Genomic DNA, 22074 nt, shown 5'->3' on the forward strand with positions numbered 1-22074 from the left:
ATTATACCTCCATGATAATCGGAAGAATCATTGGGCGGCGTTTTGTTTTTTCATAAAGGAAAGGAGCAAGGGTGTCGGTGATTTCGTTTTTGATTTCTGACCACTGGCTTGTTCTTCTATCCATTATCTTTGTTAAATGCTTTGTGATTAAGTCTTGAGCATCGTTGATCAGATCTCCTGATTCTCTCATATAGACAAAACCTCTGGAAATCAAATCAGGGCCGGCTGCTATTTTGAAATCTTTCATGTTGATGCTGACTACAACGATAACCAGCCCTTCCTCTGAGAGGATACGGCGGTCGCGCAGAACGATGTTGCCAATATCTCCAATCCCGCTTCCGTCAATATAGACGGACCCGGAAGGGATTTTACCGGTAACGCCGGCTTCGCTTCCACCAAGTGCAAGCACTTCGCCGTTATCCATAATAAAGCAGTTTTCGGCAGGTACTCCGCAATCAGTAGCATGCTTCATATGCATTTTCTGCATACGGTGTTCGCCGTGAATTGGCATGAAATATTTTGGTTTCATCAGACGCAGCATGAGCTTTTGTTCTTCCTGTCCTCCGTGTCCGGATGTATGGATGTCATTCAATGGTCCATGAATGACTTCAGCCCCTGCACGGAAAAGCTTGTTGATCGTACGGCTTACACTGACTGTATTTCCTGGAATCGGGGAAGAAGAAAATACGACGGTATCACCCTGAATAATCTGAATTTGCCTGTGTGTGCCGTTGGCGATTCTTGAAAGGGCCGCCATCGGTTCCCCCTGGCTTCCGGTACACAGAATAACGACCCGGTTAGCTGGCATCCGGTTAATTGCATTCGGTTCAATAAACGTATCCTTTGGACATTGGATGTACCCCAGGTCTTGTCCGATTGAAATTGCGGCTTCCATGCTTCTGCCAAAAACAGCTACTTTACGGTTGTTGATGACAGCTGCTTCCACCACCTGCTGCAGTCTGTGAATATTGGAAGCGAAGGTGGCGAAAATAAGACGGCCGTCAATTTTTCTGAAAATCTCGTTAATGCTGTCTCCGACCTTGCGTTCAGACATAGTGAAATGAGGCACTTCACTGTTTGTGCTATCAGAAAGCAGACATAGAACGCCGTCTTTTCCGATCTCAGCCATCTTGGTTAAGTTCGCAGGTTCTCCAACGGGAGTAAAGTCGAACTTGAAATCTCCAGTATGTACGATGCTGCCGGGAGGAGTTTTTACGACAACCCCGTAAGAATCTGGAATACTGTGTGTTGTTCTGAAGAAGGTAACGGACGTCTTTCTGAATTTTATGATGTCCTCTTCCTGAATTTCATGAAGCTTTGCTGATCTGAGCAGTCCGTGCTCCTCAAGTTTGTTCTTGATAAGGCCCAGTGCAAGCTTACCGCCATAAATCGGAATGTTCACCTGACGAAGCAAATAAGGAATTCCGCCAATATGGTCTTCATGTCCGTGCGTAATGAAAAGCCCTTTAATTTTGTCTTCGTTCTTAACTAAATATGTGTAGTCAGGAATTACATAGTCAATTCCGAGAAGTTCCTCTTCCGGGAATTTGATTCCTGCATCGATCAGAATGATTTCATCCTGAAATTGAACACCGTACGTGTTCTTTCCGATTTCACCCAAACCTCCGAGGGCAAAAACGGCCACCTGGTCATTTTTTACGAATTTCATTGATCATAGCTCCAATACTTTATAATTTTCACTCTTCTCTTCATATTGAAGATAAGAATTTTTAACAAGTTCCACAAACTCAATATTGTAATTCCGGTCTTTAAGCTTTAGCCGGACATCCCGTTCAGAGTCTGCTTCTGCATAGAGGGTTTGTGTCTTTTCCCGTACAGGCACCTCAAGTGCAGATTCTTGAAAATATACTTTGTAAATCATTTGCCAAATCTCTCCTTAGATACCGTTTGTTAGATTGCCTTCTAACATTATATTCGATAACTCCCCGTAAGAAAAGGGGGCCGACCCTCTCAATGAGTCTGACCCCTAAGCGATTGACTTTTTTCGAAGCAAATGTTTCCATTGGTCCTTAAGTTTATTTCTCAATCTTCTGAGCACAGCAAACCCTCCTTTGAAGGAAACTTGTCCAAAACGCTTTATTCCGGTGCATTTTTCTTTATTACTTCTATTATATGAAAAATCCGCTGATAATTTCATGGGTAATCGTGGAAATTGCCGTTTGCCCCCACTTTGCAGGGAAATAAATGTTTTGCCGGCCATTCAAACTTTGTTATAGTATATCTGATATGGACTTAGCAAAAGTCATCGTGAAAAGGAGAGTCTGATGATGAAAGAAAAAGTAGTTTTTTTTGATATTGACGGAACACTGCTTGACCACGATAAGAAAGTTCCAGCGTCCACCAGGCAGACTTTAGATGACTTGCGCGAAGCAGGACATCATGTAGCCATTGCAACAGGGCGGGCTCCATTTATGTTTAAAGACCTTCGTGAAGAACTTGGAATCGATTCCTTTGTATCGTTTAACGGCCAATACGTCGTTTTTGAAGGCGAAGTTATTTACAAGAACCCCCTGAAAACTGAAACCCTGGAAAAAGTGCTGGAATTTTCTGAAGAGACAAAACATCCTCTCGTATTTATGAATCATGAAACCATGATGGCTTCAGAGAGTAATCACCCGTATATAGAGGAAAGCATGGGCTCTCTTAAATTCCCGCATCCGGAAGTGAACCCTTCTTTTTTTAATGAAGCTGAGATTTATCAGACCCTGCTTTTCTGCAAAACAGGGGAAGAGGAGCCATATAAAAAATATAAGGATTTGAATTTTATACGCTGGCATGAATTGGCTACTGATATTTTGCCAACGGGCGGTTCCAAAGCAGAAGGAATAAAAAAACTTGTTGAGCGTCTAAAATTTGACCGCGAAGACATTTATGCATTTGGGGACGAATTAAACGACTTAGAGATGATTAAATATGCAGGTACCGGCGTAGCCATGGGCAATGCCAATCCGAAACTGAAAGAAATTGCAGATTATATAACCAGACCTGTGGATGACAATGGTATCCAATACGCGGTTCAGCAGCTGGGGCTGCTGTCCTCTAAGGCCGAAAAAATATAAATAAAAAGAAAAGGGGTCCTAAAAGTCAGAATCTTTTAGGACCCTCTTTTTTTTCAAGCCTTGTAAAAAGAGATGCCATCTTCACTTAACCCATTTACCGCACATCCTGATACCGGGCTTAACATAGCAGCCTGGATGAGGAGGCCTTCTTAGCGTTCAACTGCTATAGCGCCCTCAGGAATTGAAAAAGGCTCCGTTTCACTCATATGGTCATAAAACATTACTCCGTTAAGGTGATCAATTTCATGCTGCAGCACGATGGCTGCCATCCCTTTTAATTTCAAATCCAGCTCTGTTCCGTCCAGTAAGGTCGCTTTCACCCGTATTTTCGAATAGCGGGGGACGTAGCCCGGAACGGGTCTGTCAACTGAAAGACAGCCTTCTCCCGACGTAAGAAAACTCTGCTGAACAGAGTGGCTGATTATTCGGGGATTAATAAGACCATAGCTGTATTTTTTGCCTTCATCTTCAAAATGAACGGCGATCATCCTCTTGCTTACATTAATTTGCGGGGCAGCAAGCCCGACCCCCGGGCGGAGATCATGTTTTTCTGCAAGCTCAGGGTCCTGGCTTTGTTTTAGATATTCCAGCATTTCTTCAAGGGTTTTTCTGTCTTCTTGAGATGCGGGAAGAGGCACTTCCTTTGCTGTTTCCCTCAAAGTTGGATGGCCTTCTCTAATGATGTCTTTGCTGGTAAGCATATTGAGCACTTCCTCTCATCGTTTCAACACGTATCTTTCTTATTATATAGAATCCATATTTTGAATGAAAGATGATATAAATTATTTTTAATTGGGATAATTTCTTATCTCCCCTTGGCTTATTGCAGCTGCCGGCGTTCGCCCTTCTGCTGTGTTTAAAAAATGCTATTCCAAAGCCATATTTTAAATAACAGGTTAAAGTCTGTCCAATCATTTATATTATTTAAAAGTTCTGTTAAACTTGGCTGTTGATTTCCGCTCCAATTAACAGGTGTGAAAAATCAACACCATGCTTTAACAAAGTCTATTTAAAAATACGGTTCAAGACAAATGAAGATTTCTTTTGAGGGAAAAAGAAAAACAGGGACAGATACCTGCGAGTAGCCTGGTTATTATCAGACAGCAGGTCCGTTCTGCGTTGCGGAAGGACGCCGCGCACTTAGCAGAACATCCTTACCTCAGCGCCCTCCGCTTTTCTTATTTATGTAGAGCTATGCACCGGGATTGGTGTCTAGCTCCGGGCGCTAGCCCCTCGAGGTCATAAGCCACTCAGGCCCGCAGGACGCCGCGCACTTCTCCCGAACTTCCTTTTCCCGCCATCCTACGGCTGATTGTCTTATGCTTGTCGGGGGCCTGCAGGAGGCAGGTCCGTTCTGCGTTGCGGCAGGACGCCGCGCACTTAGCAGAACATCCTTATCTCAGCGCCCTCCGCTTTTCTTATTTATGTAGAGCTATGCACCGGGATTTGGTGTCTAGCTCCGGGCGCTAGCCCCTCGAGGTCATAAGCCACTCATCCTGCGGAAGGAAAAGCGCCTTCCTACGGCTGATTGTCTTATGCTTGTCGGGGCTGTGCGAGCGCCCTCCGCTTTTCTTATTAGCAGCCTCCGCCGAGGTATGCTGCTCCAACGATGATCAATAGGATGAACAATACGACGATTAGAGCAAATGTGCGTCCGCCGCCGTAGCCGCCGCCGCAGCCATATGCAGGATATGCAGGATAACAATACATAGTGGTGACCTCCTTTTAAATAGCGCTCTTGCTTGAGCGTCTGATATACCATATGCTCAGGGGGCAGATGTGTATAGTCATCCGCCCAATTTCAAATTTTTTAGGCAAAAGACCAGCGGATAGAAGATAAGTACCGTCTAATTACCTATTTTTTACGTTTTAGGATTAAAACTTTCTCCGGATGTATTGTGTTCCAACCTAAGAGATTTTATAGTTAGTTATTGTATAGTAAGGGGGATTAGTTGTGATAAAAACGAATAAGTGGCTCATGCTTGGCATGGGGGCTGTGCTGACAGGCTCACTTCTGACAGGGTGTATGGGGGCTTCGCCATCCGAACAGGCTTATGAAGCACTGGAAAATGTGGTGTCGAAGGAAAGTTCATTCAAAGAGGAGCAAAAACCTCTTATTGAACTTGAAAAAAAAGAAAATGAAATCTACAGCGAAATTATTGCACTTGGCATGAAGGATTTTGAAAAAATCAAATCTCTTTCTGAAGATGCGCTCGAGATTGTAAAAAACCGCAAGGAGAAAATCGAAGCAGAGCGAAATAGCATTGAAGAATCCGAGAAAGCATTTAAAGAGGCTGAAGAAGCACTAAACAAAATTGAAAATGAAAAAGCGTCCAAAGAAGCAGAAGAACTGAAAAAACTGATGGCTGAACGCTATAAATCCTATGACAGCCTCGCAAAGTCATACAGCACAGCGATGGCTCTTGATGAAGAGCTTTATAAAATGTTTCAAAATAAAGACCTTAAGCTCAAAGACCTGGAGGCGCACATTTCCAAAATCAATACAGCTTATGACGAAGTAAAGGAACTGAATGAAGATTTTAACAGCTATACTGAAAAGTATAACGCAGGAAAAAAGGAATTTTATCAGGCAGCAGACATTAATACGGAAGAATAAAGATTGTGCCGGAACAGACGGCTGCAGACACTCCGAGGTTTGCAGAGGTTTCTCCGGCATTTTGTTTTTTAAAATGAAAACGCTACTATTGTAGTACAGTTATAGTTTTTGTACTAATACAGTTTTATTCATTTCCATAATAAGGTATTAGCAAATTCCATTTTAATACTGAAATAATCCTGATGTAAACCGATTGACTTCCATTTTTATGAGGTGTAAACTATGGTTGTGATAATTGGATTGTATTAATTTTGTCTGTAATAAAATTAATACAGTTTCTGTAGCTTAAAATATTGCATACATAAAAGTTTTAAGTTGCTCCAATGTGGTAAATGGTAGTGGAATGTATTTGAAAAAATGTGTCTGTGAGTTAATTTAGGGTATCCTAAATCTGTATATGACTTGTATCATTCTGCTATCAAATTTGTCTAAATGAAAGGAAGAGGTGACTTAGATGGCTGCTAAAACTAAATCTGCACTTGTAGACGGCAAAAAGCAATTTGATGCGATTGCCGAGCAGTTCCAAACGTTACAAATTTTAAATGAAAAAGGCGAAGTCGTGAATGAAGCGGCAATGCCGGATCTGTCTGATGATCAATTGAAAGAGCTTATGCGCCGTATGGTATATACTCGTATCCTTGATCAGCGTTCAATTTCTCTTAACCGTCAGGGACGTCTTGGCTTCTATGCTCCGACTGCCGGACAGGAAGCTTCTCAGATTGCTTCCCATTTTGCATTGGAAAAAGATGACTTTATCCTTCCTGGTTACCGTGATGTGCCTCAAATCATTTGGCATGGTCTTCCGCTTTATCAGGCGTTCCTATTCTCCCGCGGACATTTCCACGGCAACCAAATGCCTGAAGATGTATATGCATTGTCGCCTCAAATCATCATTGGAGCTCAATACATCCAGACAGCCGGTGTAGCGCTTGGAATGAAAAAGCGTGGAAAAGAAGCAGTTGCCATCACATATACTGGGGACGGCGGAGCTTCACAAGGTGATTTCTATGAAGGAATTAACTTTGCCGGAGCATTTAAGGCTCCTGCAATTTTCGTTGTGCAAAACAACCGCTATGCAATTTCTACTCCGGTTGAAAAACAATCTGCTGCACGTACAATTGCTCAGAAAGCAGTTGCAGCAGGAATCGTAGGGATTCAAGTAGACGGCATGGACCCGCTTGCTGTGTATGCTGCTACAGCTGAAGCGCGCAAACGTGCAATCGACGGAGAAGGCCCAACATTAATCGAAACCCTTACGTTCCGTTATGGCCCTCATACAATGGCTGGGGATGACCCGACACGCTACCGTACAAAAGACATTGAAAATGAGTGGGAAGAAAAGGATCCTCTTGTCCGTTTCCGTAAGTTCCTAGAAGGCAAAAAGCTTTGGAGCGAGGAAGAAGAGAACAAAGTAATCGAACAGGCGAAAGAAGAAATTAAAGAAGCAATCAAAAAAGCCGACGATTATCCAAAACAAAAAGTAACTGACCTTATGGGCATTATGTACGAAGAAATGCCTAATAATCTCAAGGAGCAGTTTGAAATTTATAAAGCGAAGGAGTCGAAGTAAGCCATGGCGCAAATGACAATGATTCAGGCAATCACTGATGCGTTACGCACAGAACTAAAAAATGACGAAAACGTTCTAGTATTTGGAGAAGACGTTGGCGTAAACGGCGGGGTTTTCCGCGCGACTGAAGGATTGCAGAAGGAATTTGGCGAAGACCGTGTATTCGATACTCCGCTTGCAGAATCCGGAATCGGCGGACTTGCACTTGGACTTGGTCTTCAAGGCTACCGTCCAGTACCTGAAATTCAGTTCTTCGGATTTGTATATGAAGTAATGGATTCCATTTCCGGCCAAATGGCTCGTATGCGTTACCGTTCTGGCGGAAGATGGACATCACCTGTCACAATCCGTTCCCCATTTGGCGGAGGAGTACATACTCCGGAAATGCATGCTGACAGCCTGGAAGGTCTTATGACTCAACAGCCTGGTCTGAAAGTGGTTATTCCTTCAACGCCTTATGATGCAAAAGGCCTTTTGATTTCTGCTATTCGTGATAACGACCCGGTTATCTTCCTTGAGCACATGAAGCTTTACCGCTCTTTCCGTCAGGAAGTTCCTGAAGAAGAGTATACGATTGAACTTGGCAAAGCTGAAGTAAAACGCGAAGGAACAGATCTATCCATTATCACGTATGGTGCAATGGTTCATGAATCTCTTAAAGCAGCTGAAGAGCTTGAAAAAGAAGGCAAATCCGTAGAGGTTATTGACCTTCGTACAGTTCAGCCGCTGGATATCGATACAATCATTGCTTCTGTTGAGAAAACAGGCCGTGCAATCGTTGTTCAAGAAGCTCAAAAGCAAGCGGGCGTAGGAGCAAACGTTGTGGCTGAAATAAATGACCGCGCTATCCTAAGCCTTGAAGCTCCTGTTCTTCGTGTTACAGCTTCTGATACAGTATTCCCTTTCTCTCAAGCAGAGGGTGTATGGCTGCCTAACCACAAGGATGTAATTGAAACAGCTAAAAAAGTTTTGGAATTTTAATCAAACAGGACGAAACATCAATCGAAAAGAAATCAGTGAAGCTGGTTTCTTTTCGTTCATAGCAAATCACACAAAACTGGGAGGTTGAAAAACCGTGTCATTCGAATTTAAAATGCCGGATATCGGTGAAGGAATCCATGAAGGCGAGATCGTAAAATGGTTTGTTAAGCCAGGTGACGAAATTGAAGAGGACGACGTACTGGCAGAAGTGCAAAATGATAAAGCAGTCGTTGAAATTCCTTCTCCTGTAAAAGGAAAAGTAGTAGAACTTAAAGTAGAAGAGGGAACAGTTGCAACTGTTGGACAAACTCTAATCACTTTTGACGCTCCAGGCTACGAAAACCTTAAGTTTAAAGGTGACGATCATGGAAGCGATGAGAAGAAAGAAGAAAAAACTGAGGCTCAGGTTCAATCAACAGGTGAAGCGGGCCAAGATGTGAAAAAAGAAGAAGCTCCAAAGCAGGAACCTGCTGACGAAACAGGTGCAGGAAGCCAGGATCAGGTTGAAGCTGACCCAAATAAACGCATTGTAGCTATGCCATCTGTGCGTAAATATGCACGCGAGCAAGGAATTGATATCCGTCAAGTAAACGGATCCGGCAAAAATGGCCGCGTATCTAAAGAAGATATCGATGCATTCGGCAAAGGCGGAGCTGCGAAGCCGGCAGAAGCCCCAGCAGCAGAGGAAAGCAAACAAGAATCTAAACAAGAGTCAAAACCGGCTGCACAACCAATTCCGGAAGGTGAGCTTCCTGAAACCCGTGAAAAGATGTCCGGAATGAGAAGAGCGATTGCCAAAGCTATGGTGAACTCGAAGCATACGGCTCCTCACGTTACGCTAATGGATGAAATAGATGTATCCGAGCTTGTTGCACACCGCAAAAAGTTTAAAGGTGTTGCGGCAGACCAGGGTATTAAGTTAACATATTTACCGTACGTTGTGAAAGCTCTTACTTCCGCGCTGAAGAAGTTCCCAGTGCTTAATACATCTCTAGATGACAGCACGGACGAAATTGTTCAGAAACACTATTACAACATCGGGATCGCTGCAGACACTGAAAAAGGTCTTTTAGTACCAGTTGTTAAAAATGCTGACCGCAAATCTGTATTTGAAATCTCTGATGAGATCAACCAGCTTGCAGTTAAAGCGCGCGACGGTAAACTTTCCGGTGCCGAAATGAAAGGTGCATCCTGCACAATCTCTAACATCGGTTCTGCCGGCGGACAATGGTTTACACCAGTAATCAACCACCCTGAGGTTGCAATCCTTGGAATTGGCCGCATTGCTGAAAAAGCTGTTGTACGCGATGGAGAAATCGTTGTAGCTCCGGTTCTTGCTCTATCCTTGAGCTTTGATCACCGTATGATTGATGGTGCTACTGCACAAAATGCAATGAACCACATCAAGCGTTTGCTGAATGACCCACAACTTATTTTAATGGAGGCGTAATCAATGGTAGTAGGAGATTTCCCTATTGAGACAGACACTCTTGTCATTGGTGCGGGACCTGGCGGCTATGTAGCCGCCATCCGCGCTGCACAGCTAGGACAAAAAGTTACAATCGTTGAAAAAGGAACTTTAGGCGGAGTTTGCCTGAACGTTGGTTGTATTCCTTCCAAAGCATTGATCTCAGCTGGCCACCGCTTCGAAAATGCTAAGCATTCCGAAGACATGGGAATCACGGCTGAAAACGTAAAAGTTGATTTTACAAAGGTTCAAGAGTGGAAAGGCAGTGTTGTCAACAAGCTTACAAGCGGTGTTGAAGGCCTTCTAAAAGGAAACAAAGTAGAAATCGTCCGCGGAGAAGCATACTTCGTAGATGGAGAGTCCATTAAAGTAATGGATGATAATTCTTCCCAAACTTATAAGTTTAAAAATGCAATCATTGCGACGGGTTCCCGTCCAATCGAACTTCCAGCATTCAAGTACTCTGACCGTGTCATCCATTCTACCGGGGCTCTTGCTCTTAAAGATGTTCCAAAGAAACTGGTTGTAATCGGCGGAGGCTACATCGGTACGGAGCTTGGAACGGCTTATGCTAACTTTGGTACTGAAGTAACCATCATTGAAGCTTTGGATGATATTTTAATGGGCTTTGAGAAACAAATGAGCTCACTGGTTAAACGCAACCTGAAGAAAAAAGGGAACGTTGACATTCATACAAAAGCGATGGCTAAATCTGTTGAAGAAACAGAAAATGGCGTGAAAGTAACATTTGAAGTGAAAGGCGAAGAGCAAACAGTCGAAGCGGATTACGTATTGGTAACGGTAGGCCGCCGTCCGAACACTGATGAGCTTGGCCTTGAGCAGGTTGGTGTTGAAATGAGTGACCGCGGCGTTATCAAAATTGACAAGCAGTGCCGCACAAGCGTTTCCAACATTTTTGCAATCGGTGATATCGTAGAAGGGCCGCCTCTTGCACATAAGGCATCCTACGAAGGCAAAATAGCTGCAGAAGTGATCGCAGGCGAGCCGGCCGAAATCGATTATCTTGGAATTCCAGCTGTGGTCTTCTCTGAGCCAGAGCTGGCTACTGTAGGCTATACAGAAGCTCAGGCTAAAGAAGAAGGACTTGAAGTAACTGCGGCTAAATTCCCATTCGCAGCGAATGGACGTGCCCTGTCACTTAACGAGACAGACGGTTTCATGAAGCTCGTGACGACTAAAGAGGACGGAATTGTAATCGGAGCTCAAATTGCTGGTGCAAACGCTTCTGATATGATCTCTGAACTTGGTCTTGCCATTGAATCCGGCATGACTGCTGAAGATATCGCTATGACCATTCATGCTCACCCTACTTTGGGAGAAATTACAATGGAAGCAGCAGAAGTTGCTCTTGGAAGCCCGATCCACATCGTAAAATAACAAAAAAACCTCCGCTCTTGCGGAGGTTTTTTCTATGGACTCAATGCTTTTTTGATTGGAGCAAGTATTTCATCCTTGCTATTCACTATTCCTTCAATTCTTACAACAATTTCGTGATTTTCCATGATCATTAAAGCAGGATAAGTGCTTACTCCGTAAGGATTTTTTTGCTCCTCCTGATAAATCCTCATTTTCTTATACTCCGCAGGATACTTGTCCTTTATAGCAAGCAGCGCATCATAGTACTGCTCTTCCTCCTCTATTTTCTTTTCATCCGAGAAGAAAAGAATAACCTTTTCTTTTGAATGAACAGGGGGGACTGCAGTCTGGGAAATGACTCCCGGGAATGTGCAGGAAGAGAGAATTAGAACGGATCCAATCAAGGCGGCAAGAAGGATCCGATTGAACTGAAGCATTCTGTCTGTGAACACAATTTTCCCTCCCGAGGCCCAGAAAGACCTATCAAATTAATCCCATTTTACCATACTGTTTTCATGTTCTAGATCATGTCATCAAAATGTTACTCAAATGATAAATTGAATTTTCAATAAATAAAGATTAAATAAAACCCTCCGCTAGTAAGACGGAGGGAAGAGGAATTATGTTTCATTTTTATCTAATTTATCTAATGTCTCTTTATCGACTGGCTTGTATATCATAACCTTTTCTTTGCGTAATGATTTGGCCAGAGAGAACACCATCATGATCATAATAATCGCAAATGGCAGTGCTGCTATTATGGATGCTGTCTGAAGAGCCTCCAATCCTCCTGTAAACAAAAGGATGGCAGCAATACTTGATTGGATAATGCCCCATACAAGTTTAACTGAATTCTTTGGATTCAAATCACCGTTCGTAGTCTGCATGCCCAGTACGAATGTAGCTGAATCGGCAGAAGTAATAAAGAATGTAGCAATCAGGAAAATAGCGAGCAGGGATAATACTGTACCCAGCGGAAAGTTGCTGAGAGTTTCAAACAAAGCAATCTCTGTACCGCCTTCTGTCATCGCTTCAACAAGATTCACGTTTTGGAAATGCTCAAGGTAGATCGCTGAGCCTCCGAATACAGAAAACCATAATGCTCCAAATATTGTCGGGACAGCTAGAACTCCAATAACGAATTCACGGATGGTTCTTCCTTTTGACACCCTGGCAATAAATGTACCAACGAATGGCGCCCAAGAAATCCACCAGGCCCAATAGAACAATGTCCAATCCTGAATCCATGTATTTTCTTCCTGGAAAGGAAGCAGTCTAAAGCTTTGTGCGGGAAGGTTTTGGATATAGCCTCCCAAAGTTGTAACAAAGAAGTCCATTATAAAATTAGTAGGTCCGATGAATAAAAGTGCAGCCATAAGAAGAATGGCTAAAATGACATTCAGGTTGCTCAAATATTTAATACCTTTATCAAGTCCGGTTTGGGCGGATATTGTGAATAGAACCGTTACAATCGCAATAATGATAAGCTGTGTGGTCAAATTGTTCTGGATGACCGGGAATACGTGTGAAACCCCGCCGGAAATTTGAGTGGCCCCTAACCCTAAGGAAGTGGCAACTCCAAAAATCGTTGCGAAAACAGCAACAAAATTAATGAGGATTCCGAAGCCGCCTTCAGATCTTTTCCCAATCAATGGCTCAAGCGTTTTGCTGATGACTCCATTCTGGCCTTTTCTGAAGGTGAAATAAGCTAAGGCGAGTGCGATTACAGAGTAAATACCCCACGGGTGCAATCCCCAATGAAAGAATGAGTACCTGAGAGCTCCTCTGGCTGCTTCATCTGTACCGCCTTCTCCGAGAGGAGGTGTCATATAATGATTTAATGGTTCTGCAGCTCCCCAGAAAACTAAGCCGATCCCCATGCCGGCACTGAACAGCATGGCGAACCATGATATGTACGAGTATTCAGGTTTATCGTCGTCTTTTCCAAGCTTAATGTTCCCGTACTTAGTAAAGATAAGGCCTAAAGCGAAAATCAGAAAGAATGTTGCCGTGAGAAGATAAAACCAGCCAAACTTCTCAATAATAAAACCGTGCACTGCTGCTGTAACCTTAGAGAGAGTGAAATTGCCCAAAAAACTATCGGGTAAGACTCCCCATAAGATAAACAGAGCGGAGACGATCAGTGAAACAGTAAATACAGGTGTTACGCGTTTCATACGCATCAGCTCCTTTTATCTTAGTCTGTGTTATAAACACAACGTTTCATATTGTAACATGTCCTGAGATTAGTTTGAAGCATCACAGTTCAATCTATACAGTCTAACGCATCTTTAAACTGTAAAATATGAAACATTGCATATGATATTTAGCCTATATCAAAAAAAAATAAACCCGAATGATGGTATCCGGGCATAAATTATTCGGCAGATCGTTATATACTTTGTCGGAATATAGGATTTCTCAGCCGAACCTCATTACTTTTCCGCTGAAGAGATGAAGTTCCGCTCCCAGTTTCCGGGCAAAAAACTTACACAATTCATTTGCCTTTGCCTTATCCCCATGTGCTGAATTCTCAGGAAGATAAAATTGAATGACAGCTGGCTCCCCATTAGCAAGACCAATAAAGATTTGATGAAAACCCCGCTCACTGCTTTCCAGCACCATCAGTTTATCATTCTGCTCAGATATGTGATAAGGAAATGCAGATGAGCCGTATTCCCACCCAAGCTGCTGGCCGGTTTTTTCTGTAATCTCCCTATAATAACCGATCAGACTCTTGATATCGCTTAAAGAAATTTCAGTCTGGCTTTTTAAAACAATACTCGCATGCTTCATCAGAAATCCTCCCCGTTTGTTTGAATAATCTGATTCCTTCTATTATATAGGATATACCAGGAGAGATGGTCCATTCTTTCTTCATAGTTTAGCCCCGAGCCTCATTGAGCCATCGCATCCAAAATTGGTTTATTTAGGACCCCAAAAAAATCAAATGTGACATACTTTTTCTACTTGACGAATACAATGTGACATAATAATATAGAAACAACAGATAATTAAAACCGCTTACAATAATGTAAAGGGGATGGGAAGATGGGAACAATCGTATGTCAGGAATGCAGCAGCACAATCAGCCACTTTGATGATGAGAAAGTATCCACGCTGTATGGAAAATGCTTGAATTGTGATTGTGAAAAGACAGAATTAGAACGGTAATAAATAACAGGGGTTAAGCATAAAAAGGGGAAAAGCATGCATGGAATACTCCATGCATGCTTTTTAATATGTGCTATCTGATCGCTTTATGCTCTTTAATAACACGAAGGGAATTCAGGTTAGGGTCTTCAGGGCCCTGTACCGGCAATCCCACTTCCATGTTTTTTTGAATGTAGGCAAGATTGTCTTCTGTAATAATTTCTCCTGGGATAAAAATTGGAATGCCAGGAGGATAAACCATAATAAATTCTGCGATAATCCTTCCCGCTGATTCCTGGAACGGAACGAGTTCGGTCTGAGCGTAGAAAGCATCCCTCGGCGTGAGAGCAAGCACTGGAATATCAGGCAGCAATACGGACGTTTCTTCAGCCTGGCCGGGATTGCGCTGCTTAAACCTCTCAGACAGCTCTTTTAAGGCTTGCACGAGCAGGCTCGTTTCTTCTTCTGTGTCGCCGGGGGTTATAATGCAAAGAATATTATAAAGATCAGAAAGTTCGACTTCAATTTTATGCTTTTCACGAAGCCATTTTTCTACATCGTAACCGTTTATGCCAAGGCTTTTAACAGAAATAATCAATTTAGTCGGGTCATAATCAAAAGTGGATTTAGTCCCTAAAATTTCAGGACCCACACAATAAATATCTTCTATTTGGTTCAGCTGATGCCTTGTTTTCTGCGCAAGCTGTATCGTTTGATCGATCAGCTCTCTCCCTTCCATTGCAAGCCGCTTGCGAGCCACATCAAGGGATGAGAGGAGAAGGTAAGAAGTGGAGGTTGTGGTCATCATGCTTAAAATGGATTGAACCCGCTGGGCAGAAACAAGACCTTCCCGAACATTAAGCACAGAGCTCTGAGTCATCGATCCTCCTAATTTATGGACGCTTGTAGCAGCCATATCAGCTCCCGCCTGCATGGCTGATAACGGGAGTTCTTCATGAAAATGAATGTGAACCCCATGAGCCTCATCGACTAATACGGGCACATGGCAGGAATGGGCAATTTCCACGATCTTCTGTAAATCAGCCGATATGCCGAAATACGTTGGATTAATCACCAGGACTCCTTTAGCATCGGGGTTTTGATCAAGAGCTGTCTGCACGGCATCGGTCGTAATTCCGTGGGAGATCCCAAGTTCCTTATCCACTTCAGGGTGAATAAAAACAGGGATGGCTCCTGAAAATACGATAGCTGTCATGACTGATTTATGGACATTCCTCGGAACGATGATTTTGTCTCCCGGTCTGCAGACTGCCATTACCATCGTCATAATGGCCCCGCTGGTTCCCTGGACCGAAAAAAATGTATAGTCTGCACCGAATGCTTCAGCCGCAAGCTCCTGAGCGTCTTTTATAATGCCTTTAGGAGAATGAAGGTCATCAAGCGGACCAATATTTATGAGATCCATTTTCAAAGCGTTCTCGCCAATATATTCTCTGAAATCCGGGTCGATTCCAGCGCCTTTTTTGTGTCCTGGTATATGAAATTGAACAGGATTCCGGTCAATATGCTTTTTTAATCCGGTATAAAGCGGTGTAAGGTTTTGATTCAATTTGTAATTCCACCTTCTTATTCAAAATGCGTCCTAATCTAAAACAAATGAATTATATCACTTGTGCTCTTAATAATAAAGAAAATTTTCAAGGATCTTGTCAGAGGGCTTTATATGCCTTCTATCAAAAAAGGATATGGGGGGGATGAAAAATGAATTGGAAAACAAGAGTGACAGAGCTGCTTGGGATTCGGTATCCAATCGTTCAAGGAGGACTTGCCTACCTTGCCTACTCGGAGCTTGCAGCAGCCGTTTCCAATGCCGGGGGACTCGGCCAGATCACGGCGATGTCACTAAGTTCACCTGAAGAACTGAAAAAAGAGATACAAAAGACAAGGGAGAAAACCGTTCAGCCCTTTGGTGTCAATTTTGCTATTGGGCAGCATGGGAGGCCGTTTTCCCGGATGCTGCAGGCAGCCATCGACGAGGAGGTCCAGGTCATTTCCATGACTGGCGGGAATCCGGCCCCTGTTTTTCAGCAGCTTGAGGGAGTACCCGTGAGGAAACTGGTTTTAGTTGCAGCAAGAAGGCAGGCCGAAAAAGCAGAGGAGCTCGGAGCTGATGCAGTAATGGCTGTGGGACATGAAGGAGGAGGGCATCTTGGAAAAACAGATACTGGCACGATGGTGCTGATTCCAAGTATTGTTGAGTCCGTATCTATCCCTGTCATAGCGTCCGGAGGAATTGCTGATGGAAAGGGATTAATGGCTGCTTTAGCTCTTGGGGCTGAAGGAATTGAAATGGGCACAAGGTTCATCGCGGTAAAAGAGTGCATCCATGCCCATTCTACCTATAAGGAGGATCTTCTCAATGCAGATGAGAACGGGACTGTACTGATTAAAAAAACAATTGGAGCACCCGGGCGCGCGCTCTCAAATGACTGGACCACCAGGATTTTGGATTTGGAGGACACAAAAGCAGCATTTGAAGGGTTAAGGGCGTATATAGACGGGGCTGCCAATAAAAAATACATAAATGAGGGCAAAAGGGGGGAAGGCTTCGGATGGGCTGGCCAGGCTGCAGGAATAATCCATGACATTCCCTCTGTAAAGGAATTATTTGATAGAATGATGAGTGAGGGAGAAATCATCCGGAAACAGTGGGGAGAATAAATTGAATGGTTTGAGGTGAACCGATGGACTACCAATATCCTTTGTCGGCTGATTGGTCAACAGAAGAAATTATTGACGCCGTACAATTTTTTGAGAACGTAGAAAAAGCATATGAAACAGGAATACTAAGAGAAGAATTGATGAACAGCTACAGAAGGTTTAAAGAAATTGTCCCTGGCAAAGCGGAAGAGAAGAATCTGTGCGATGAGTTTGAAGAGGCGAGCGGCTATTCCTCCTATCGGACGGTTAAAAAAGCAAAAGCAAGCGACAGCGGCGAAAAAATTAAAATGACTTAATAAAAATCCCGGGATTATATGCATCCCGGGATTTTTGCTATGCTCTCTGGGCGAGCTGGTAAAGGGGAAGAAGAGTTTGGAAGGATTGTTCAATCCTTGTAATCATCTCCTCGCCGCTCATAGCTTCTGCCTCTTGTCTGTTTATATGCACTCCGCAGAGCATTTCAGCTTTTTTAACAGACTGGAGGCGTTCAGCCATTTTTTTCAGGCCGGCTTTTCCCAGCTCTTCTTGAGGTGAGGCACCGGGTTTTGTGTGATCATCTGACCAGACATAGTGCCCCGGGATCTGTTTTACAATGGTCGGGATCTTCTTCTCAGCGGCTTTTCCAAAAGCTTCTTTTCCTGGCGCTTCATAAATCATGGCGAACCATATAAAAACATGCGTTTCCCAAAGGCCTATTTGAAAATGAGGAAGCATTTTATACCCTCTTTTACTGCTTGCGAAGGCCACCCACGTGTCATTGGGAGGATTTACAGAGCGGCGGGCATGCTTCGCAACATGCGGAAACATCTCCTCCCCGGTCAACTGGGACAGCATTGCACTGAAGTGCACCCCCAGTGCTTCAAGTTTCGGCCTTACCGTTTCAACGAGCATTTCCATCCTCTCTTCCAGCCCGTTTACTGCAAATACTTCAAAATCTTCTGCTTCGAATCCTGTAAAATTCATGATGAGTGCAACCTCCTGTTTATGGGTAAAAATATTGTAGCACACCCCCAGCGGAGGTCCAATCAAGTTGCACGTTTCGCGCGGTCAGCAAAGTGGTAAAGTATTGATAACACCTTCTAATTATAGGTAGATACACAATTTTTTTTACCGTGTTCCCTGTCATAATAAATAAACATAAGATATACAAAATCTTATCGGTCCAACATTAGAAGTTTTATAAAGGAAATAAGCATGAAAGGGGAGTTTTTCAATGAAGCAGGTCATTAAAGCCGCTCAGCCAAGAGAAATAAAAAATCGTATTGGTGTGATCCAGCTGGAATTGGATTATGAACTGGCCACATTATTCGAAGCGATGGAGGAAAACAACGAAGATCAAAAATCCGCAAGTAAACAAAGACTTGAAAAACTCAGAAGAGAATGGCTTAAGCTGCAGGCATAGCCTGAAGATGTTTTAAACGAACCTTTAAAAGGTTCGTTTTTATCTGCGTCTTCGCCCTCCCCCTTCATGCTTGAATTAGGAAACCCCATGAAGTATCCTGAAAACATAACGATTACATAATATGGACAGGCTTATCTGACTAGTCCTAACAGAAAAGAGGCTAACCATGACAATTTGGAAAGAAATTGACGGGAAAGCAAAGAGCTGGGTAAGAGAAGCCGGTGAACGCATCAGAAGTTCTTTTGCAACTTCTCTTTCTATTCAAACAAAATCCAATCCAAATGACCTTGTTACAAATATGGACAAAGAAACAGAACAATTTTTTATCAGCAAAATTAAAGAAACGTATCCGGATCACCGCATTTTAGGAGAAGAAGGCTATGGCCATGAAATAGAGGATGAAAAAGGAATAATCTGGATCATCGATCCGATCGACGGCACAATGAATTTTGTTCATCAGCAAAGAAATTTTGCCATATCCATTGGAATTTACGAGGATGGAATAGGGATGATCGGTCTTATTTACGACGTGGTCCAAGATGAGCTTTATCATGCAGTGAAAGGCCAGGGGGCATTTATGAATGAAACCCCATTGCCTGTACTGGAAAAAAGAGAAGTGAAAGAATCCATCATCGGCTTAAATGCAACCTGGATCACGGAAAACAAAAGAATTGATCCTTCTGTTTTAGCGCCGCTGGTTCGCCATTCTCGCGGTACTAGATCATATGGCTCAGCGGCACTGGAGTTTGCTTACGTCGCATCAGGTCGCCTGGATTGCTATATTACGATGAGACTCGCTCCCTGGGATTTTGCAGCCGGATTAATTTTGCTTGAGGAAACCGGTGCGGTAGCAACAACAGTGGATGGGGAAGATGTGAATGTAATCGGCCCGAACAGCATACTGGCAGCAAGAGACGGTCTTCATCAGGAAATATTCAGCACGTACCTGAAGAAATCATAGCATGCTTCAATACAGGGCTTTTCACGAAGAAGACCTTCATTTTTTTAAACAATGCGCGCAAAATAGTCCTGATTGGATTAAGGAAGAATCAGATCCAGACGAATTATCTGATTATATGAAGCGGCATGAAATGTACCAGGGAGAATGGAGAATATGGGAGAAGAATGGCATTCCGCTGGCCATTTCCTTTTTAGCAGAGTGGGTTCCTTCCAATGAAAAGGCCTGGCTTGGCACCATTTTGGTTCATCCGGATTTCAGAGGCCGCGGAACGGGAAAAGAGATCCTTTCTCTGATCGGAAAGGAATTGAGGCTTCAAGGACACAAAGTTTTGTTCGCTGGAGTTCCGGAAGCCAGGCTTGAGTGGATCCGATTTTTAAGCGCAGGCGGATTTGAGCAATACAAGCTTGAGAAAATCGGGGATAAGGAATATATGGTATTAATTTTTCCTTTGTAGATGCTGAAACAGCAGAATCGCGTATACAAAAATAAGACCGCAGAGGCTGTCCTCCCGGTCTTATTTATATTATAAAAGTCCCTTTTCCCGCATTCTCTTCTTCGTTGCAAAACCAAAGCCCATTACTGCGCACAATCCAATAATAGAGGCCACGATGCCAAGGATACTCCTCAGACCGACAGAAATTCCAATCATCATCATCATCACTGCTGCCAGAACGGCCAGCACTAAAAATCTCCATTTAACCGATTTCATTTGCTGCATCCCCTAACATAAAAAAAGATTCTGAATTAAGTTTACTTAAAAACTTTCTATTTTACCAGCAGTGTGTGTTATAATATCGAGGGTATTTTGAAATTATAGGAGATGAAATTGTGAAACTTCGAAACGATCTTCGCAATATTGCGATTATTGCCCACGTTGACCATGGGAAAACGACGCTGGTAGACAAACTGCTTCATCAAGCTGGAACATTCCGTGCGAACGAGCAGGTTGCTGAACGTGCCATGGACTCCAATGATTTGGAACGTGAACGCGGAATAACAATCTTGGCCAAAAACACGGCTATTCAATATAAAGACACACGCATCAATATTCTGGACACGCCGGGCCATGCCGACTTTGGCGGCGAAGTAGAACGGATCATGAAAATGGTGGACGGTGTACTTCTCGTTGTTGATGCGTATGAGGGATGCATGCCTCAAACACGTTTTGTTCTGAAAAAAGCATTGGAGCAAAAATTGACTCCGATTGTTGTTGTGAACAAAATCGATAAAGATTCTGCCCGCCCGCAGGAAGTGGTAGATGAAGTAATCGACCTGTTCATTGAGCTGGATGCAACTGAAGAACAGCTGGAATTCCCGGTTGTATTTGCTTCTGCTGTCAACGGGACCGCGAGCATGAACCCGGATCCTGCTGAACAGGAAGAAAACATGGAGTGCATCTTTGAGTCAATCATGGAAACCATTCCGACACCTATTGATAACAGTGAAGATCCGCTTCAGTTCCAAGTAGCCCTTCTGGATTACAACGACTACGTTGGCCGTATTGGAATTGGCCGGGTATTCAGAGGAACGATGCAAGTTGGCCAGCAAGTCTCCCTCATGAAGCTTGACGGGTCAGTGAAAAACTTCCGCGTAACAAAAATCTTTGGTTTCCAAGGGTTGAAGCGTGTTGAAATTGAAGAAGCACGCGCCGGAGACCTCGTTGCTGTCTCCGGAATGGAAGACATCAATGTAGGAGAAACCGTTTGCCCGGTAGAACACCAGGAAGCACTTCCTATCCTGCGTATTGATGAGCCGACACTTCAAATGACTTTCCTTGTAAACAACAGTCCATTTGCTGGACGCGAAGGGAAATTCGTTACCTCCCGTAAAATTGAAGAGCGCCTTATGCAGCAGCTTCAGACAGACGTCAGCCTGCGCGTAGAAAATACGGATTCTCCAGATGCATGGACAGTTTCGGGACGCGGAGAGCTTCATCTTTCTATCCTGATTGAAAACATGCGCCGCGAAAACTACGAGCTTCAAGTGTCAAAGCCTGAAGTTATTGTCCGGGAAATCGACGGTGTCCGCTGCGAGCCTGTGGAGCGCGTTCAAATTGATGTTCCAGAAGATTATACAGGAGCAGTAATGGAATCCATCGGTGCCCGTAAAGGTGAAATGCTGGACATGATCAATAATGGAAACGGCCAAGTAAGAATGATCTTCATGGTTCCATCACGCGGATTGATCGGCTATTCTACAGAGTTCCTTTCTCTGACTCGCGGCTATGGAATTATCAATCATACGTTTGACAGTTACCAGCCAATGGCGACCGGCCAGGTTGGAGGACGCCGTCAGGGTGTACTTGTATCCATGGAGAACGGCAAGTCATCCGGTTACGGAATCATGGGAATTGAAGACCGCGGCGTAATCTTTGTTGAACCAGGCACAGACGTTTACCAGGGAATGATCGTTGGAGAACATAACCGTGACAGCGACCTTGTCGTAAACATCTGCAGAATGAAACAGCAAACAAACGTCCGTTCAGCAACAAAAGATCAAACAACAACGATGAAAAAACCGCGCATCATGACACTAGAGGAATCCCTCGAGTACTTGAATGATGATGAATACTGTGAAGTAACGCCTGAGTCCATTCGTTTGAGAAAGAAAATTCTCGATAAAAACGAACGTGAAAGAGCTGCCAAGAAAAAGAAACTCTCTGGCATGTAAACTGAATAAAAGCTTGTCCGAAAATGGTTTCTTTGCTACTCTGAAAGAAACCATTTTCTTTTATATGGAAAACAGAATAGGAGGAAATCGATGTGGAACCGGATGTATACAGC

23 protein-coding genes are annotated in these 22074 nt (G+C 43.5%); 13 read left to right on the forward strand and 10 right to left on the reverse strand.

Translation table 11 applies throughout. The features are described from left to right. Position 1: 1 nt before the first annotated feature. A complete protein-coding gene (gene rnjA / locus ACQCVE_RS15055; protein WP_426846931.1) occupies positions 2 to 1669 on the reverse strand; it encodes a ribonuclease J1 in 1668 nt (555 codons plus the stop codon). Between the two features lie 3 nt (positions 1670 to 1672). Then, entirely contained in the window at positions 1673 to 1882 is a 210-nt protein-coding gene (locus tag ACQCVE_RS15060) for a DNA-dependent RNA polymerase subunit epsilon (protein WP_426846930.1), read from the reverse strand. A 406-nt stretch (positions 1883 to 2288) separates the two neighbouring features. On the opposite strand from ACQCVE_RS15060, the gene ACQCVE_RS15065 reads away from it, so the two are divergent. Next, positions 2289 to 3080: a Cof-type HAD-IIB family hydrolase gene (locus ACQCVE_RS15065; RefSeq protein WP_426863308.1), complete on the forward strand. Its 792-nt coding sequence runs from the start codon at positions 2289 to 2291 to the stop codon at positions 3078 to 3080. 149 nt (positions 3081 to 3229) lie between these two features. Here ACQCVE_RS15065 and def read toward each other — a convergent pair whose 3' ends face one another. Next, entirely contained in the window at positions 3230 to 3781 is a 552-nt protein-coding gene (def, locus tag ACQCVE_RS15070) for a peptide deformylase (protein WP_426846929.1), read from the reverse strand. Positions 3782 to 4655: 874 nt separating this feature from the next. Further along, the gene (locus ACQCVE_RS15075; protein WP_426846928.1) at positions 4656 to 4790 is read right to left on the reverse strand and encodes a YjcZ family sporulation protein; all 135 of its coding nucleotides are present in this window, start codon (positions 4788 to 4790) and stop codon (positions 4656 to 4658) included. A 244-nt stretch (positions 4791 to 5034) separates the two neighbouring features. Between ACQCVE_RS15075 and ACQCVE_RS15080 the strand changes: the two genes are divergently transcribed. The 5 genes from ACQCVE_RS15080 to lpdA all read left to right on the forward strand — a co-directional run bounded on the left by ACQCVE_RS15080 (position 5035) and on the right by lpdA (position 11114). Further along, entirely contained in the window at positions 5035 to 5697 is a 663-nt protein-coding gene (locus ACQCVE_RS15080) for a YkyA family protein (protein ID WP_426863309.1), read from the forward strand. Positions 5698 to 6151: 454 nt separating this feature from the next. Continuing rightward, complete coding sequence (gene pdhA / locus ACQCVE_RS15085; RefSeq protein ID WP_426846926.1) at positions 6152 to 7267, forward strand: pyruvate dehydrogenase (acetyl-transferring) E1 component subunit alpha; 1116 nt, start codon at positions 6152 to 6154, stop codon at positions 7265 to 7267. Positions 7268 to 7270: 3 nt separating this feature from the next. Then, positions 7271 to 8248, forward strand: coding sequence for an alpha-ketoacid dehydrogenase subunit beta (locus ACQCVE_RS15090; RefSeq protein WP_426846925.1), 978 nt, complete (start codon positions 7271 to 7273; stop codon positions 8246 to 8248). 94 nt (positions 8249 to 8342) lie between these two features. Beyond that, a complete protein-coding gene (locus ACQCVE_RS15095; protein ID WP_426846924.1) occupies positions 8343 to 9698 on the forward strand; it encodes a dihydrolipoamide acetyltransferase family protein in 1356 nt (451 codons plus the stop codon). Between the two features lie 3 nt (positions 9699 to 9701). Further along, positions 9702 to 11114, forward strand: coding sequence for a dihydrolipoyl dehydrogenase (gene lpdA / locus ACQCVE_RS15100; RefSeq protein ID WP_426846923.1), 1413 nt, complete (start codon positions 9702 to 9704; stop codon positions 11112 to 11114). A gap of 32 nt (positions 11115 to 11146) precedes the next feature. On the opposite strand, the gene ACQCVE_RS15105 is transcribed toward lpdA, so the two are convergent. The 3 genes from ACQCVE_RS15105 to ACQCVE_RS15115 form a co-directional block, all read right to left on the reverse strand. Further along, positions 11147 to 11545: a hypothetical protein gene (locus ACQCVE_RS15105; RefSeq protein ID WP_426863310.1), complete on the reverse strand. Its 399-nt coding sequence runs from the start codon at positions 11543 to 11545 to the stop codon at positions 11147 to 11149. Positions 11546 to 11713: 168 nt separating this feature from the next. Next, positions 11714 to 13270 (reverse strand): glycine betaine uptake BCCT transporter, encoded by a 1557-nt coding sequence (locus tag ACQCVE_RS15110; protein WP_426846921.1) that lies wholly within the window; start codon positions 13268 to 13270, stop codon positions 11714 to 11716. Positions 13271 to 13514: 244 nt separating this feature from the next. Beyond that, on the reverse strand, positions 13515 to 13889 hold the full coding sequence (locus ACQCVE_RS15115) for a DUF1885 family protein (protein WP_426846920.1): 375 nt from the start codon (positions 13887 to 13889) through the stop codon (positions 13515 to 13517). A gap of 255 nt (positions 13890 to 14144) precedes the next feature. On the opposite strand from ACQCVE_RS15115, the gene ACQCVE_RS15120 reads away from it, so the two are divergent. Beyond that, the gene (locus tag ACQCVE_RS15120) at positions 14145 to 14267 is read left to right on the forward strand and encodes a GapA-binding peptide SR1P (protein WP_426846919.1); all 123 of its coding nucleotides are present in this window, start codon (positions 14145 to 14147) and stop codon (positions 14265 to 14267) included. A gap of 73 nt (positions 14268 to 14340) precedes the next feature. Here ACQCVE_RS15120 and ACQCVE_RS15125 read toward each other — a convergent pair whose 3' ends face one another. Then, the gene (locus tag ACQCVE_RS15125) at positions 14341 to 15816 is read right to left on the reverse strand and encodes an aminotransferase class I/II-fold pyridoxal phosphate-dependent enzyme (RefSeq protein WP_426846918.1); all 1476 of its coding nucleotides are present in this window, start codon (positions 15814 to 15816) and stop codon (positions 14341 to 14343) included. A gap of 152 nt (positions 15817 to 15968) precedes the next feature. Here ACQCVE_RS15125 and ACQCVE_RS15130 point away from each other — a divergent pair, with 152 nt between their 5' ends. Both ACQCVE_RS15130 and ACQCVE_RS15135 read left to right on the forward strand, forming a co-directional pair. Beyond that, entirely contained in the window at positions 15969 to 16928 is a 960-nt protein-coding gene (locus ACQCVE_RS15130; RefSeq protein ID WP_426863311.1) for an NAD(P)H-dependent flavin oxidoreductase, read from the forward strand. Between the two features lie 23 nt (positions 16929 to 16951). Further along, complete coding sequence (locus ACQCVE_RS15135) at positions 16952 to 17224, forward strand: UPF0223 family protein (protein ID WP_426846916.1); 273 nt, start codon at positions 16952 to 16954, stop codon at positions 17222 to 17224. A 37-nt stretch (positions 17225 to 17261) separates the two neighbouring features. Here ACQCVE_RS15135 and ACQCVE_RS15140 read toward each other — a convergent pair whose 3' ends face one another. Beyond that, positions 17262 to 17891 carry a YktB family protein gene (locus ACQCVE_RS15140; RefSeq protein WP_426846915.1) on the reverse strand — a complete coding sequence of 210 codons (630 nt, stop codon included), beginning with the start codon at positions 17889 to 17891 and terminating at the stop codon, positions 17262 to 17264. A gap of 250 nt (positions 17892 to 18141) precedes the next feature. Here ACQCVE_RS15140 and ACQCVE_RS15145 point away from each other — a divergent pair, with 250 nt between their 5' ends. The 3 genes from ACQCVE_RS15145 to ACQCVE_RS15155 all read left to right on the forward strand — a co-directional run bounded on the left by ACQCVE_RS15145 (position 18142) and on the right by ACQCVE_RS15155 (position 19745). Next, on the forward strand, positions 18142 to 18330 hold the full coding sequence (locus ACQCVE_RS15145) for a hypothetical protein (protein WP_426863312.1): 189 nt from the start codon (positions 18142 to 18144) through the stop codon (positions 18328 to 18330). A gap of 166 nt (positions 18331 to 18496) precedes the next feature. After that, positions 18497 to 19291, forward strand: a complete 795-nt coding sequence (locus ACQCVE_RS15150) for an inositol monophosphatase family protein (RefSeq protein ID WP_426846913.1) — start codon at positions 18497 to 18499, stop codon at positions 19289 to 19291. A 1-nt stretch (position 19292) separates the two neighbouring features. After that, positions 19293 to 19745: an N-acetyltransferase family protein gene (locus ACQCVE_RS15155; RefSeq protein WP_426846912.1), complete on the forward strand. Its 453-nt coding sequence runs from the start codon at positions 19293 to 19295 to the stop codon at positions 19743 to 19745. Between the two features lie 69 nt (positions 19746 to 19814). Here the strand turns inward: ACQCVE_RS15155 and ACQCVE_RS15160 are convergent, their stop codons facing one another. Continuing rightward, entirely contained in the window at positions 19815 to 20000 is a 186-nt protein-coding gene (locus ACQCVE_RS15160) for a YlaF family protein (protein ID WP_426846911.1), read from the reverse strand. A 119-nt stretch (positions 20001 to 20119) separates the two neighbouring features. Between ACQCVE_RS15160 and typA the strand changes: the two genes are divergently transcribed. Further along, positions 20120 to 21961: a translational GTPase TypA gene (gene typA, locus ACQCVE_RS15165; protein ID WP_426846910.1), complete on the forward strand. Its 1842-nt coding sequence runs from the start codon at positions 20120 to 20122 to the stop codon at positions 21959 to 21961. Positions 21962 to 22074 lie beyond the last annotated feature (113 nt).

Source organism: Metabacillus sp. 113a (assembly GCF_050107635.1).
In the GTDB taxonomy this organism is placed as follows: domain Bacteria; phylum Bacillota; class Bacilli; order Bacillales; family Bacillaceae; genus Metabacillus_B.